The sequence below is a fragment of the Marinobacter sp. genome (assembly GCF_048266785.1).
GTDB lineage: Bacteria > Pseudomonadota > Gammaproteobacteria > Pseudomonadales > Oleiphilaceae > Marinobacter.
In genome coordinates, this window is record NZ_JBLWYX010000017.1 from 62,243 (window position 1) to 76,931 (window position 14,689).

At 52.6% G+C, this 14,689-nt stretch carries 12 protein-coding genes; 7 read left to right on the forward strand and 5 right to left on the reverse strand.

The features are described from left to right. Positions 1-237 precede the first annotated feature (237 nt). The 3 genes from ACN0V1_RS18175 to ACN0V1_RS18185 are packed head-to-tail and all read right to left on the reverse strand — an operon-like array spanning position 238 to position 5,494. Entirely contained in the window at positions 238-1,974 is a 1,737-nt protein-coding gene (locus tag ACN0V1_RS18175) for an isocitrate/isopropylmalate family dehydrogenase (RefSeq protein WP_417546344.1), read from the reverse strand. 37 nt (positions 1,975-2,011) lie between these two features. Further along, positions 2,012-3,475 (reverse strand): malate:quinone oxidoreductase, encoded by a 1,464-nt coding sequence (locus ACN0V1_RS18180; protein WP_417546345.1) that lies wholly within the window; start codon positions 3,473-3,475, stop codon positions 2,012-2,014. 33 nt (positions 3,476-3,508) lie between these two features. After that, a complete protein-coding gene (locus tag ACN0V1_RS18185; RefSeq protein WP_417546346.1) occupies positions 3,509-5,494 on the reverse strand; it encodes a hypothetical protein in 1,986 nt (661 codons plus the stop codon). Positions 5,495-5,758: 264 nt separating this feature from the next. On the opposite strand from ACN0V1_RS18185, the gene ACN0V1_RS18190 reads away from it, so the two are divergent. Next, the gene (locus tag ACN0V1_RS18190) at positions 5,759-7,006 is read left to right on the forward strand and encodes an ATP-grasp domain-containing protein (RefSeq protein WP_417546359.1); all 1,248 of its coding nucleotides are present in this window, start codon (positions 5,759-5,761) and stop codon (positions 7,004-7,006) included. 99 nt (positions 7,007-7,105) lie between these two features. Here ACN0V1_RS18190 and ACN0V1_RS18195 read toward each other — a convergent pair whose 3' ends face one another. Together ACN0V1_RS18195 and ACN0V1_RS18200 are read right to left on the reverse strand one after the other, a co-directional pair. After that, positions 7,106-7,567, reverse strand: coding sequence for a DUF1456 family protein (locus tag ACN0V1_RS18195; RefSeq protein WP_417546347.1), 462 nt, complete (start codon positions 7,565-7,567; stop codon positions 7,106-7,108). A 23-nt stretch (positions 7,568-7,590) separates the two neighbouring features. Beyond that, positions 7,591-7,893 (reverse strand): DUF6172 family protein, encoded by a 303-nt coding sequence (locus tag ACN0V1_RS18200; protein ID WP_417546348.1) that lies wholly within the window; start codon positions 7,891-7,893, stop codon positions 7,591-7,593. Between the two features lie 488 nt (positions 7,894-8,381). Between ACN0V1_RS18200 and ACN0V1_RS18205 the strand changes: the two genes are divergently transcribed. From ACN0V1_RS18205 to ACN0V1_RS18230, 6 genes are all read left to right on the forward strand, one after another. Then, complete coding sequence (locus ACN0V1_RS18205) at positions 8,382-9,752, forward strand: flavin-containing monooxygenase (RefSeq protein ID WP_417546349.1); 1,371 nt, start codon at positions 8,382-8,384, stop codon at positions 9,750-9,752. Continuing rightward, positions 9,749-10,840, forward strand: a complete 1,092-nt coding sequence (locus ACN0V1_RS18210) for a hypothetical protein (RefSeq protein WP_417546350.1) — start codon at positions 9,749-9,751, stop codon at positions 10,838-10,840. The genes ACN0V1_RS18205 and ACN0V1_RS18210 overlap by 4 nt, the downstream gene beginning before the upstream one ends. A 15-nt stretch (positions 10,841-10,855) precedes the next feature. Further along, positions 10,856-11,149 (forward strand): hypothetical protein, encoded by a 294-nt coding sequence (locus ACN0V1_RS18215; protein WP_417546351.1) that lies wholly within the window; start codon positions 10,856-10,858, stop codon positions 11,147-11,149. Positions 11,150-11,399: 250 nt separating this feature from the next. Continuing rightward, positions 11,400-12,329 (forward strand): ABC transporter substrate-binding protein, encoded by a 930-nt coding sequence (locus ACN0V1_RS18220; protein WP_417546352.1) that lies wholly within the window; start codon positions 11,400-11,402, stop codon positions 12,327-12,329. Between the two features lie 118 nt (positions 12,330-12,447). After that, entirely contained in the window at positions 12,448-13,500 is a 1,053-nt protein-coding gene (locus tag ACN0V1_RS18225; RefSeq protein ID WP_417546353.1) for a quaternary amine ABC transporter ATP-binding protein, read from the forward strand. Between the two features lie 17 nt (positions 13,501-13,517). Then, entirely contained in the window at positions 13,518-14,618 is a 1,101-nt protein-coding gene (locus ACN0V1_RS18230) for an ABC transporter permease (RefSeq protein ID WP_417546354.1), read from the forward strand. Positions 14,619-14,689: the final 71 nt, after the last annotated feature.

Here is a 14,689-nt window from a genome sequence, read left to right on the forward strand (position 1 = left end):
ACGCCCTCACCTAAATCGCCCGGTCATTTCACGGATCATTTTTGCCAACGTACAGCCGATTACGGCTCCGGTTAATTGGGTATAAATGGGGAACGCCAGCGTAGAACAAAACTGCGCCTGTGTGAATCTCAAAATAATCACCTGATATAAGTCGAGGCGATGTTTTGGCTTCGCGGACTATTGTCAGGCCGGAAGTCCTGAGCTCTCCAATCAGCCTTGGCCTGCGTTTTCGCCAAGTTACTGGAGCGCGTTTGCTACGGCGCCCAGAAAACCTGCCATATCCACCACCCGCTCAGAATCCGGGTCGACGGTCTTACCCTTGAGGTCGGCGGTAACAATGCCGCTGTCAACGGTGTCGGTCAATGCTGCCTTGAGGTTGACGGCGTATTCGGTGAGGGGCGTGTTTCCCTCGCGGTTGCCCAGGGTTTCCAAAGCGTTAGCGAGGGCGAATATCAGGGCGGAGGGGTTAAAGTGTGCTTCGCGACCGTCACTCTCCAGGTATTTCAGATAGAGGTCATGGGCGGTGCCATGGGGCGCCTCGAAGAGCATGGTGCCATCTTTGCTCTCGATGATGGAGCTTGCCGTGGCCAGGCTGCCGCCGAGAGCAGCGGAGATGTCGGAGAAGATGTCGCCATCCAGATTCTGGGAAGGATAGAGGGCGTTTCTCGGGGGATCGGTGATCATTTTTTTGAGCTGGCTCGAGGGCCGCATGATCATGAAGGACGGCGGTGGCGTGTCCTCCCGCGCCAGTTCCCGACGCACTTCGGTGATAACGTTGCTGAAGACTTCGTCGTATTCCATGTACTCGCGCTTGAGGCCAAAGTAGACCTCTTTGTCCTTGCGCGAGGCGTCGCGGAAAACCTGGGCCACCCAATCCTTGATGGCCTCATGGTCGTTGGACATAAGCAGTATGGGGTCGCCCTTCCTGACGCTGCGGGCATGTTTTTCTTCGCCGTCAACGATCACTTTGAGGATGCCGTCTTCTCGCGCCGGCATGTTGAAGCTGCCGTACTGGTCGCCGCCGCCGGCACTCATCCGGGAGATGGAAACGTGGGCACTGCGGCTGGGAATGCCGAACTTCCGAAGCTGATTGACCAGTTTGAACAGCTTGCGCCCGGTGGTGTTGTCAGGCACGCCCCAAAGCGCACGCTGTGGTGGATTCGAGACTATGCGCGCGGCTTGGGCGTCTATGAGTTCGTAGTAGTAGCTCAGCCCCAGATCCTCGATCTGCTGGCAGTAATCACTTTGGTAGATATCTTCAATTACTGTGCGCATGGCCCCATCGTAGCCGGGGATAACGGTGTCTTTCAGGCCCAGATAGACATCCCGTTTCTCGTCGATGGCGCGCTGGAAAAAGCGGTGTGCCCAGGCTTTGACGTCCTCCATATCGTTGGTGGCCAGCAGCCAGGGGTCTCCCTTTCGGACCTCTCGGCGGTGCAATTCGACCGGGTCGCCGCTGCTGCCTACAAACATCAGCTTGACCACGCCCGTGGCCTGGGAGAGCTGGTTGAAGCTGTTTTTGATGCCACCGAACTCCATGGTGTCCACTTCGATGTCGCGGCCGATCCAGTCAGGCCGGCTGATCTTGAGGTTGCGAAACTGGATGTCCTCACGAGTAATGTTGCCGCTGATGCCCTTGCGGATGGCACCGTTCGGCGATTTGGTAGCCAGTGGATCAAGGTTGCCGGAGTCCACGTCCGGGTGCTTACGGAGCAGCTCTTCCAGTTGCTGGCGGTTGACGGTCATGCCGGCGTTCTTCACCCCTACTCCATGGCGCTGAAGGGCGTCGATAGCGTCAATCACCACCTGGCCGTTGGTCAGCAGGCGGTGTTCTGCAGACAGGTCGATTTCCTCGAGCTGGATATTCAGGCGCGCAGTCACGAATTTCTCAAGAATCTGATCGAAAGCAACCTGAGCCATTTCGTCGCCGTGGAGGATGACCAAGGGCGACGTTACATTAATCCTGTTGTCCATAGATTACTCTCCACAGTATTGGCGGTGTAGGTCGATCTCATTGCGCCATCGGCTGGATTATCCCCAACTGCTTATTGGCTGCATCGCGAATCTCCCGGTAACGGTCAGGATGATTAATCAACGTATCCAGATCGTCCTCAGGAAAAATCTTGTTCTTCTTCGTTTTGGCTTCTTCCGTAGAAAATATCGACGGTATCAATTGCTCCAGACAGCGCAACATTACTTCGGGCGAAACGGACGCCCCAGGCGATGCACCCAGCAAAGTCCCGTAAGTCTTGTCCTTGGACACAAGGATTTCTGTGCCCATCTGCAAATCACCGTCTTTGATGATTTGCACTCGCTGGCCAGCTTGAATCGGTTTCCAGTCAAACCTTTTGCCCATGCCCGGAGCAAAACTTTCAAGCTCCTCAAACATGCTCTTTTCGCCTTTTAAAGTCTCTGAGATCAGATATTTAACCAAGGGGAAATTCTCTACGGCAACATTCAGCAAGCCCGGGATATCATGCAGACGAATGGATTTGAGGTAGTCGAAAAACCCCCGGTCTCTCTCGAGACGAAGCTTGAATGAGGCGAAGGGGCCAAACAACAGATAGTGCTTTCCGTCAATCACCCGCAAATCCAGATGCGGTACGGACATAGGAGGCGCGCCCACTTCCGCTTTGCCATAGGTTTTAGCGCGGTAATATCCTGCTTGTTCTTCGCTGATCGGCGCCATAAGAAAACGCCCACCAACAGGAAAGCCGGCGAAGCGGTTTCGAAACGGCAAGCGGCTTTTCTTCAGAAGGGGAAATGCGCCTCCACCGGCACCCACAAAAAGCACATCCGCTTTGTGCCGAACCGGATTCCCGTTGCATTCAGCCTCGATAACCCATTGCCCGGAAGGACTTCTGTGCACGCGCTTAACGTGGGTGCCATACTCAAACTTTACACCCAGGTCCTGCTTGGCATGGGCCGCCATTTGCTCTGTTAACGCACCAAAATTAACGTCCGTACCGGTTTCAATAACGGTAGCCGCCATTTTTTCATGGCGTGGGCGCTCGTCCATGATGTAAGGAATCCAGCTCTTTATTTCATCAAAGTCTTCTGAGTAACGCATGTGGTCGAAAAAATGATGGGCCGACATTTCCTTGAACCGCAGTCGCAGCTCTTCAATAGCGGATTCGGAAACTATGGTGCAGTGCCTGGTTTGATTGATAAACATTTTAGGGTCTTTGATGGCGCCCTTCCCGATCAAATAAGCCCAGAACTGCTTGGCAACATTGAACTGAGCATGGATCTTGAACGCTTTATCAATCGAAACAACCTCCCCATCCACTGGGGTGTAGTTGAGCTCACAGTTTGCTTCATGCCCTGTGCCGGCGTTCCAAAATGGGGACGAGTTTCCCGCCCCGGCGCTGTCCAGTCTCTCTAAAATAGTGATATCCAGATCCGGAGCCAGCTCTTTTGCCAAAGTGGCAAAGGTGGTTCCCATAATTCCTGCGCCTATGATAATTATGTTCATAACGTCTATTCACCAGAGTCAATTTTTCTGAGATTAGTTTACAGAGCCTTCCTCATAACCTACCGCCCAACTGGAGCGGCCTAGCTCTGTAGCTCGTGTAACCTCTGTTTCGGGAACCTCAGACATGTCCCCCACTTCTCTGGAATCATAATGGAAGACACACAAACGTGATGCAAACTCCGCGAACGGTAGTGATGCTTCGCCATGGCGTTCTCCATAACTCTGGGTTGAGCAGTTAATACCCTGGCCCCAATCCTGGCCGCTATCATTATTGGGGTTGTAAAAGTAGATGCGCATCTCGCCAAGGCGATCAAGGCTTACGCGCCTGATTGCTATGGCATGGCGCCCAACCATGCGCCCTCCACTGTCGGTGGCTACGATGCCCGCTGGTTGCGGGTGAATAACAGGTATGCTGCCGTTGTAATACGGGTGATAACAGGCGTAAAAATGGCGAACAAAGTGCTCATAGTCATCAATCTTCCCCGTTTCCTGGCTAATCACGCTGAGAAATGCATGCCCTACCCACCAGCCATACATTTCCGGGTTGATCCAGCGGTGCAAATCATCGTCGCGCTCGCCGCACAAGCGCCCCATCTCTGCATAAATACGGTCGAGGTGAGGCACCAAAATCAATGAAACCGGATCCACATCGGTGGGAGGTTCTTTCGCAAGGCCAGGCTCCAGATGTTGTGAGGTAATTTGATGACCCTCGAAGCGCATGATGACATCGTCATCGCGGGCAGCCCAGGCCACCAACTGCAAAAGGTAATCGGCGTCGTTGAACGCCCACATGGAAAGCCCGATAACAGACTGACAGGTCGGGTTATTGCCTTGGCCAACACCCATCGGTTGCCCCAGAAGACTCATGACACCGGCGAGTAAATACACCCGTGGAAGATGCGCATCGCCGAAAGCCTCTGTCAGCGTATTGCAGGCTGTCGCACATAACCTCAGCTCGACTTGCCGCCACAGGCCCGAAGCCACTGCAGGCGTGAACAGACCGCCACGCTCAAGAAACATGGCCAGGCCGTATACCGACTGACTGGTTTCCGGATATATGGCCTCGTCGATCAATTTGTGAACAATCTCCTGGTAGCATTGAAAAACATCGTTTCCGGTGATGCTCAGGCCCAATGCCAAGGGTATAAGGTCGTCCTGGTGCCCGCGCAGATGGCGTAACAGCATGGGGTGGTATGGAGAAACCATGCCAGTCTCGTCCATGGCAGCAGCAAAATTAATGGCCTCGTCAGTGAGAGCCGGTTCATCCATCGTAGCCAGACGTTCGCTGTAGACCGTTAAACCCGGGTCATCTCGGCAGCCTTTCGTTGGGCCATATAGAGCGCTGACAAGGCGCGCGGCTCTATGCATACCCTCGGTCTCGATTTCGGGATCAAACAGGCACTTGGCTATTTGGTCAACCATCTGTTTAATACTGCCTGTTTGTATCGGGCGCTGGGCCAGCAAACGGCGCACTTCGCCCACCAGACTATCGAGAATGCTTTCATAGCCCAGCCGGCCGAGCAGGTACTGATAGAGCGAATTAACGATCTGGCCTAGCCCCTGGGGCCGTTCCCGATCGGCTTCGCTCATCTGTCCGGACAGCAGATCCAGATTCAATGCCGTTACCTGAGTCAGAAAATGTTTTGCTTGCTCTGCGGAAATTCCCGGGTGGCGATAATCTCCCATAGCCACCGCAAGCAGGCGAAGCTCACTCAGGGCTTCGATGGCCGTATAGTCTGGCGCTCCCTGGCGTAGTGTTCGCACGGCAATCGCAGGCCTCAAAATCGCTGGTTTGCCCCAATCACCGTTGGTAAACACACCCTTGGCTTCAATCGCCGGTACTCGAACGTACAATGCGTCCATCCCGTCGGGCGCTGCCATAACGTTGAGTGCCGCTTTCAGTACTTCTGTGTTACGCGCCATCGCAGCTGTCTGACGGGCAAGCGCAAGCTGCTCCAGGGCCTCGTCAAACCTTGCAACAGCGGCGTTGATATCTGGGCCCGAACCGAGATCCGTCATGGTGTTTTCCTAAACTATTCGATATGCGATTTAGTATCACCCAAAGATGCTCTTAAGGCGTTTTCGAAGCAAACTTTTCCGTGGGTTTCGTTTCAAATTGTAACCGATGCGACTATATTGAAACGTGCAGCACGATAAATCGCTCAGTGTACTTGGTGCGTTCGTCAGCGCCTTGTCTGGGTTCATCAGCAAGGAGAACATTGAATGTCGATAACACCACAAGAACAATTGCCCAGCGATGTGTCCGCGTGGCTCGATCCAAACATGGACTCTGTTAAAGGAACCGAGACCCCCAAAGATCCAAACAAAGGCTACATCGCTCTACTCGGCTGGAGTGTTAACGCCATTAAGGCAGCTCAGAAGTTTGACCGTCGCTACATCGTGGTTGCTCCGGAGTGGGCTGCAGATTTCTGTACCGCAAACAAAATACCGTTCATCCCCTGGGACTTTATTCGCTTGAATGATCGCTCGTTCGAGATTGCGCAAAGGCTTAAAGCAGAAGGCGTCGACGTGGCGATTCCCCTATTCGAGGAAACCGTCGAGTGGTCAGGGGCGATCAACTCCGTCCTCCTCGATAGCCCTCGTATGTTCGGGCAGTCTATTCTGTTCCGGGACAAGGCGTTGATGAAGCGCCGTGCCCAGCTTGGCGGTATTCGCGTCGGGATCTTCGAGGAAGCCCACGAAAAAGATGACATCGTCCGCTTCATGAAACGAGTCAACCAGACGCTGCTCAAGCTGGATGGTGACCCGGATGACCCGATTCACGTCAAGGCGTTCGACAAGGCCGGGTGCCTCGGCCACCGGATGATTCGGAAGATCGAAGAAATAGATTCCATTCCGGCCGAAGAATATCCCCTGCTGATGGAGAGTCACCTTGATGGTTGGGAGTTTGCCGTCGAGGCCTGGATCCACGATGGGAAAATCAAGTTCCTCAACATTTCTGAATACGTAACGCTGGGCTACTCGGTATTTGTGCCCGCAACTGAGCAACTTGAGAGCTGGCGTAATGCCATCACCAAGCAGATCGAGTTGCTGATCAAAACCTTCGAAATCAAGTTCGGATTGATTCACCCTGAGTACTTTGTCACGGCGGATGGCGAAATGTACTTTGGCGAAGTTGCGTACCGCCCGCCTGGGTTCAAGGCTTTCGAACTTATTGAGAGAGCCTACGGGTTCAATGCGTATCAAGCCTCAATGCTGGTGTTCGATCCTAAAAGCACCAAAGAAGAGGTGGATGCATTCTTTCCACGCGAAGTGGTTGACGCGAAGGGCTACGCAGGTTGCTTCGGTGTTTACCCAAGACGCCGCGTAGTGAGCAAGTTGGAGATGCCCAAAGAAACCATCGAGCATCCCTACTTCGAGTCCCACGAACTGGTTGCACCAACAGAAGAGACGGTTCCTGACCGGTCAGCCTTCGGCACTCATTGGGGTCTGATCTTCTTCTTTGGCGACGATCCCATCAAGATGCGGGACTTGTTGAAAGCTCAGGAGGAGCTGGACTTCTACGTTTAGAGGCCAGTAAAGGCAATTCACTGCAGTTGTGACGTCCATGATTCTGGCCACCTTAACGCCGGAATCATGGATCTTTTGTTTGATACCTTCAGAAATTGTTTAACCAGATGTCAGCGCCTGGTTCTTCCTGTAGTGTTTTTCCATTCCATCAAGAATGTTACGCAGCAGTTGATCCAGGCATTCTCGATAGTTTTTATGGTCCGGGCGCCGAAACAGAGCGCTCAGTTCGTGCTTACTCAAGGTAAACTCGTTCAGTTCAAGTATCTCAAGCAAATCATCTGCCTGCAGGTTCAGAGCTATTTTCAGCTTCCGCAGTACCATATTATTACTGAGCACACCTTCAGGCTCAGGTGGCTCGTCACCTTTGGGCCCTCTGTTTTTGATGATCAGCCCATTTAGAAAGCGAGCTAGCTTTTCATCTTCACACAAAACAAACCCGGGCTCTTCTTCGCGCGCCAACCAGGCAGCCAGTTCAGGCTTGCTTGCTTCATACCCGCCCAGCTTGAATATTGACATCATCAGCTGATCGCTAAAATCAAAGATATAACGCACTCGGCGCAAGATATCGTTGTTGTTGTTGATAATTAACTCTCCCTCGAAGGCGGGTTTTCACCGGCCGCAAGGGCTTTCGGTGTGATCTCCACGTAAATGGTCTTAATGTTGTTTTCAACAAGCTCATCAATGTACTTCGTTAACGATGGCAGATCTACCTGCACCGCGGTCTCTTCCGACTGCCCAAATTTGCAATCGAAGCCCCAGTATTTAGCACCAGATGGCAGAGGTTTTTTGCGCTCATTTTTCAGGAATTTTTTGATGTCGTGCTTCACCGAATCGACGAGGCGCGGCACTTTGATTTTAGGATGGTCTAACGTAAAGGTCTTTTTCATTGGGATCCTACTGAGAAGGGCAGCCACTGTACGCCGAAGAGTTTTTGATGGCGTGCAGTGAAAATTAACCAGGGGATTCTACCATTATTTGCAGAGTTTCAGGGCCACAAGAGCCTCCAAGACAGATCTTTCGTTTTGGCTTTTCGGGCGCAGCGAAAACGTTGACACCTAAGATGTGTTATTGTGGCTGTCCTGGCATACGAGTTACCAAGTTTTTTCCTGCTTGACCAGTTCGAGCGCTTCCCTCCAGCGTTTTCTCGAGATCTCGCGTTTTATCGGTGGCCTGACCACCCTCGGCCTTCTGTTTCACTCACAGATGCAGCCTTCATCACATTGCGCCATCAGTAGATCCAACCTTGGCGCACATCACTGCAGAGCTTGATGGCTCCACCGTTACCGGTGCGAGCTACGCTCTTTTCCGCGTTTAGTCCGTCGTCAGGGCAAAGCTGGCCTGGCGCGCGGTGCGACGCCTGAAATCAGGAGTCTCTATGACTTTTAGAGTTGCCATTCTAGGTGCCGGCCCAAGCGGCTTGGCCCAATTACGTGCCTTTGAAGCAGCCCGCGACGCCGGTGCTGATATTCCCGACATCGTGTGCTATGAAAAGCAGAGCGACTGGGGCGGCATGTGGAACTACACGTGGCGCACAGGTCTGGATGCTTACGGCGAGCCCGTTCACGGCAGCATGTATCGTTATCTATGGTCAAACGGCCCCAAGGAGTGCCTGGAGTTCGCGGATTACAGCTTCGAGGAGCATTTCGGTCGCTCTATTCCGTCCTATCCTCCGCGTGCCGTGCTTCGCGACTACATCATGGGGCGCGTCGCCAAGAGCAATATGCGCCAGCACATCCGTTTTAACACCGCCGTGCACTGGGTTGACCATGACGAAGCCACCGGCAAGTTCGCGGTTACGGTGCGGGACCTCAAGCTGGACGAACTGAGCACCGAAGAGTTCGATCACGTTATCGTCGCCACCGGGCACTTTTCGACCCCCAATGCGCCCTATTTCGAGGGTCTGGAACAGTTCCCCGGTCGCGTATTGCACGCCCATGATTTCCGCGACGCTTGCGAGTTCCAAGGCAAGGACTTGCTGCTGATTGGCAGTAGCTACTCGGCGGAAGACATCGGCACTCAGTGCCACAAGTACGGCGCCAAATCCGTCACCTTCAGCTATCGCTCCAAGCCTATGGGCTTCGACTGGCCAGAGTCTTTCAGTGAAGTGCCCTTGCTCGTCAAAGTGACCGGCAAGACGGCCCACTTCAAGGATGGAACCAGCAAAAAGGTCGACGCGATCATCCTGTGTACCGGATATCAGCATCACTTTCCGTTTCTGCCCAACGAACTGACGCTGACCACGACAAACCGGATGTACCCGGAAGATCTGTACAAGGGTATCTTTTCCTTGGCTAACCCCAAGCTGATATTCCTTGGTATGCAGGATCAGTACTACACCTTCAATATGTTCGACGCTCAGGCCTGGTATGCCCGTGATGTGATGCTCGGCAGCATCACATTGCCAGAAAATGAAGTGATGGCGGCCGATAGCCGTGAATGGGTCGACCGCGAGCTGAAGCTCGCCGATCCCATCGACGAGATCGACTTCCAGGCAGCTTACATACTGGATCTGCTTGAACCTACCGACTACCCAGCGTTCGATGTAACCACCGTCGCCGATATTTTCAAACAGTGGGAGCACGATAAGGAAGCGGATATCCTCGGCTATCGCAATAAGAGCTATCGCTCCACACTGACCGGGACCCTGGCGCCTGTGCACCATACGCCATGGATGGATGCGATGGACGATTCTCTGGAAGCCTTCCTTCAGGAAAAGAAATCGCAGCCGGCAAAGGTGCCTGTATGAGTCAGTCAACCCTTAGTCAGGCACGTTCGCGTTTCACATCAAGCAGTATCCGTTGGGGATTTATGTGGGCTATGTGGTGCGCCGTGCTCTGGGGAGCCTGGTATTTACCAGGCTCCGCAGTTTGGTTTGAAGCTCCCTATGTCAATCTGAGCTTCGACACCAACGCCCAGTTTCTGCTGGCAGCGGCGGTTCTGACCACTTTCAACGCCATTGCCGTGCTGTTCTTCCTGTTTGTCTGGAATGGGGTATTGGGCAAATGGGGCGAATACGTCCGCACCATCAGGCAGATGCGTTACATATCCAAGTGGTTCTTCATCGGCGCCATATTTGGCGGGCCGATGGCCATCTTTGGGTCGTATCTGGCAATAGGTTACATCGGCGGGGCCTTCGCGGCCATTTCAGCGCTAATGTATCCCATCATCGGCGCCACCCTCGCCAGGCTTTGGTATCAGGAAAAGATTACCCGGCGCGCAGCGATGGGTATATTCATTATCCTGGCGGGTGGCGTAACCGTATATGCCCCCGGCATCATCGGTGAGCTTACCGGTACCGGCGACTCTGGCTGGCTTGGTTATCTGGGCGGCGCAATGGCTGCGATCGGCTGGGGTGTAGAGGGTGCAATCGCGGGCCGCGGGCTGGATGTGGCAGATCCGGATGTCGGTATTACGGTGCGATTCTCGGCTGAAGTCCTGTACTGGGTCGTATTAATTCTGCCGGCTATCTACCTCTTTACCGATCAACCGATCGTGGAAATGGTTGTGGCCACGTTTAACTGGGCCGCGATAGGCTGGCTGACGCTGGCGGGCGTGACCTTCGCCTTCTGCTATGTCTCTTGGTACAAATCGTTCCCACTGATAGGCGTCGGCCGCGGGCAAGCGATTGCGGCATTGTACGGGCTTTTCGCCGTCATCTTCCTCGCCGTGTTCACTCTAGAGTTGCCCGCGTGGAACTTTCTTGCAGGCCTGGTTCTGTTTGTGACTGGTGGGGTTGTTATGTTCACGGAAAGTGACGAAGTCCTCGAGGTAGTCCGTGCCGTGTCGTCTGACAGCAAAACGGATACAGCCACCGCTAATGCGGCCAACGTGTGATCACAGGAGCAACCCATGAGTAAATTGCATATGAAGGGCCGCATTCTCCAGCTGATTAATGACCAGCAGCATACCGGCATCTGGGACTGGCAAATCACCGATGCTGTGATGAGTGAATACGGTCTTAGCGGTGCCTACTGGCGCGGCAATACCCGCGTCACACTGACCGACCTGTTCTCCAGCGGCATCATTGAGAGCGTTAAGGAGAAACTGGATGACGAGGCCTATTTTGGCGCAGGCCGAGTGTTGTTCAAGTTCAGGCTTAACGACTTCGGTCGTCAACGCATGCGCGACATCGCACTGGCCTGATAGCCGGTGCCACTTACCACTCTCACCAAGGACAAACTATGTCTGATTTCTGGGGTTTTCCGGGCGCCGACATACTCGCCGTCGCCGTCATTATTGTGCTCAGTAGCTTGGCCCTTTACCAGGCACGCACCTTTGTAACCAAGCTCTAAACGCCAAACGCTGGCCTGTCCCGCCGGGGCAGGACTTTACCTGTTATCAAAGAAAGAAAGTGATGACTAACTACCGATAACAATACTGTCTGGAGATATACATGAAGTTTTTTCACAAACTTGCTACTGCTGCTGCAGTTAGCTCACTCGTACTTGGCGCGAATGTGGCCCAAGCAGACTCGAAAGAGCCTATTGTAATTCCTACCCATAACTGGACCAGCCAAATCACTATGGCGTACGTTATTGGCGGGATTTTTGAAAGCATTGGCGACAATGTTTCTTACGTACCTGCCGATAGCCAAGCGGTTTACGAATCCATTCGTAACGGTGACGTCACTATTGGCCACGAAGTATGGCAGTCAACTTTTGGTAAGTCGTTCAACAACGCTTTAGACGCTGGTGGCATCATTGATGTGGGCAAGCACGCTTCTGCTACTCAAGAAGAGTGGTGGTACCCTGCGTATGTAGGCGAGCTATGTCCGGGCTTACCTTCCTGGGAAGCACTAAACGAGTGTTCTGAACTGTTTGAAACGGCAGGCAGTGGCGGCAAAGGTCGTTATCTGGACGGCCCGATGGACTGGCATGGCCAAGAAACCCTGGACCGCATCGAAGCACTTGATATGAACTTTACAGCTAAGTTTGCCGGGTCTTCTGGTGCGCTTTGGGCTGAACTGGAGTCAGCAGCTAAAGACAACCGTGCAGTCGTAGTCTTTAACTGGTCACCTAACTTCACCGATGCCGGTGACGGTGGCAGCTTCGTTAAATTCCCCGCGTATAGTGATGGCTGCAAGAAGTCAGATGGCGGTGATGGCAAGTGTGGCTCTCCTCCAGCAGGTTGGCTGAAGAAGGCCGCTTACTATCAAATGCCTGCAAAATGGCCAACAGCTTACAAAATCTATAACAACATCTCCTTTACTAAAAGCGATATCGGCAACATGGCTGCATTGGTTGACATCGATGGCATGAGCCATGAAGCAGCCGCTGCTAAATGGCTGGCTGACAACGAAGCAACCTGGAAAGCCTGGCTGTAAGCCAACCCCTCTGACCTGAGTGCCCTGCATTCAGGTCAGGCTTTGTGGTTCGTTATCCAACGCAAGAGCAGACCCCCTCATACTGCCTTTAGCGCCTCTTTTTTATCGGGATTGAATTATGTCAACACCTGCTCAGCCGGTCATAAAGTGCGAGTCTGTCTATAAAATATTTGGCGACAGCGCTGTGAAAATGTTGAAGCAGTCAGGCGGAAAAGTAGATACAGCATCATTACTTGAAGCAGGGTGTGTCATTGGTGTTAACAACGCCTCTTTTGAAGTGCACAAAGGTGAAATGCTCATCGTCATGGGCCTGTCAGGCTCTGGCAAGTCAACCCTCTTGCGTTGTATTTCACGCCTGATAGACACCACTGCAGGCGATATCTTTATTGATGGCGAAGACCTGCTTGCCATGAATGCAAAAGAACTCATCAACATCCGTCGAAACAAAATGGGCATGGTATTCCAGAGTTTTGCCCTTCTGCCTCACAAAACAGTTTTGGAAAACATTGCCTTACCGCTACAAGCAAAAGGTATAAGCACCACTGACAGTATGGTCCGTGCGATGGACATGGTGAACCTGGTAGAGCTCACTGGTTGCGAAAATGACTTCCCGCGACAGCTCTCTGGTGGTCAACAACAACGTGTCGGCATTGCTCGCTCATTGGCAGTAGAGCCTGATATCTGGTTCCTTGATGAGCCATTCTCAGCCCTGGACCCTCTGATTCGCAGGGAAATGCAAGACGAGTTCTTACGCTTACAACGTAAACTAAACAAAACCATCTTATTCGTAACTCACGACTTTGATGAAGCGCTACGCCTTGCCGACCGTATCGCCATTATGAAAGACGGCGTTATTGAACAAATTGATACCCCAGCCAACATCATACTCAGCCCTGCCACGGAATACGTCGCCAAATTCACCCGTGGAGTGCCGCGGGAACGCGTACTCTCTTGCCAAACCATCATGGGTAAATATGACGCTTCTGCTGAGATGAGCGACATCACTGTATGCAAAGATGCCATTATCGGAACCGTAGCCGAACCCGTACTAACCGAGCAAAACCCCGTGGGTGTCACTGATGCCGAAGGCAAGATCATTGGCGTTTTGAACAGCAACATCATAATAGATGTCTTGTTTGGTGAAACTAACAACATGCCAGTTACCAACTAAGTCATGAGCCAAACCTGATGAAATATTTTACCGAACATAAATGGACTCAGTTTGTCGCCTTATTAGCGGTATTCTTCGCCCTTGTAATGGCCATCGATCCAGTCACAGGTGGCAACTTATGGCGCCTGCAAGAGACTGTATTCTGGCTACTGCCTGACGCCGTTAACGACGGTCTCAAGTTCCTCATCAATGATTTTTGGGTCGTCGATATTTACGATTCGGAGCTAGACCTCACCGAAGAATCCACCATGATGAAAGAGTTCACTCGCGCCCTCTCTAGCGCTGTTCTCTTTAGTATCAACTTGATTCGTGAACTTCTGCTAGGTGGCGTTAAAACCGTTGTGGCATTCACCAGCTGGGACTTTATCAGCGACAACGAGTGGGCTCGCATCCCTGCCCTGCCGTGGCCAGCTGTTGCGACTGGTGCATTTTTAATTGGCCATTATCTTGGTGGCCGTGACCTGTCAATTCTGGCCGGCGCCAGCACCATTTACATTGCTGTATTTGGTCAGTGGACACCCGCTATGCAAACTTTATCCTTTGTTTTAGTGGCTGTGCCCTTATCGGTATTTCTGGGCTTATCCCTGGGCATCATTGCCTTTAAGCATAAAACCTTCGAGTCCATACTGGCGCCCCTGTTAAACGTGGCGCAATCCATGCCTCACTTCTCTTATTTAATCCCCGTGGTGGTTTTCTTTGGCATTGGCGACCATGCCGGCGCTATTTCAACGGTTATTTTCGCCACGCCTCCGATGATCCGATTAACGATCTTAGGCCTTAAAAAAGTCTCTCCGGAGGTGTTGGAGGCTGGCATGATGAGTGGCTGCAATCCACGCCAACTCATGTTTAAGGTGCTTATCCCTACAGCACGTCATGACATTTTGATCGGCGTTAACCAGGTCATCATGCAGTGTCTCGCCATGGCCGTTATCGCATCTTTTATTGGCGCAAGAGGCTTGGGCTACGACTTACTTGTGTCATTGAACATGCTCAAGATCGGCCAAGCCCTCGAACTTGGTGTGTCCATTGTATTGATTGCTGTGGTTTTGGATAAGTTATCCCTGGCTTGGGCTAAAAAACAGATCGATTACTTTGCAGAGCTACCGTTCCATGTGTAGTGGTCAACTAATCCCGGACAGTATTTTAAGTTTTTCTTCCGCGACCACAGGTGGCATGCCGTCATTGAATG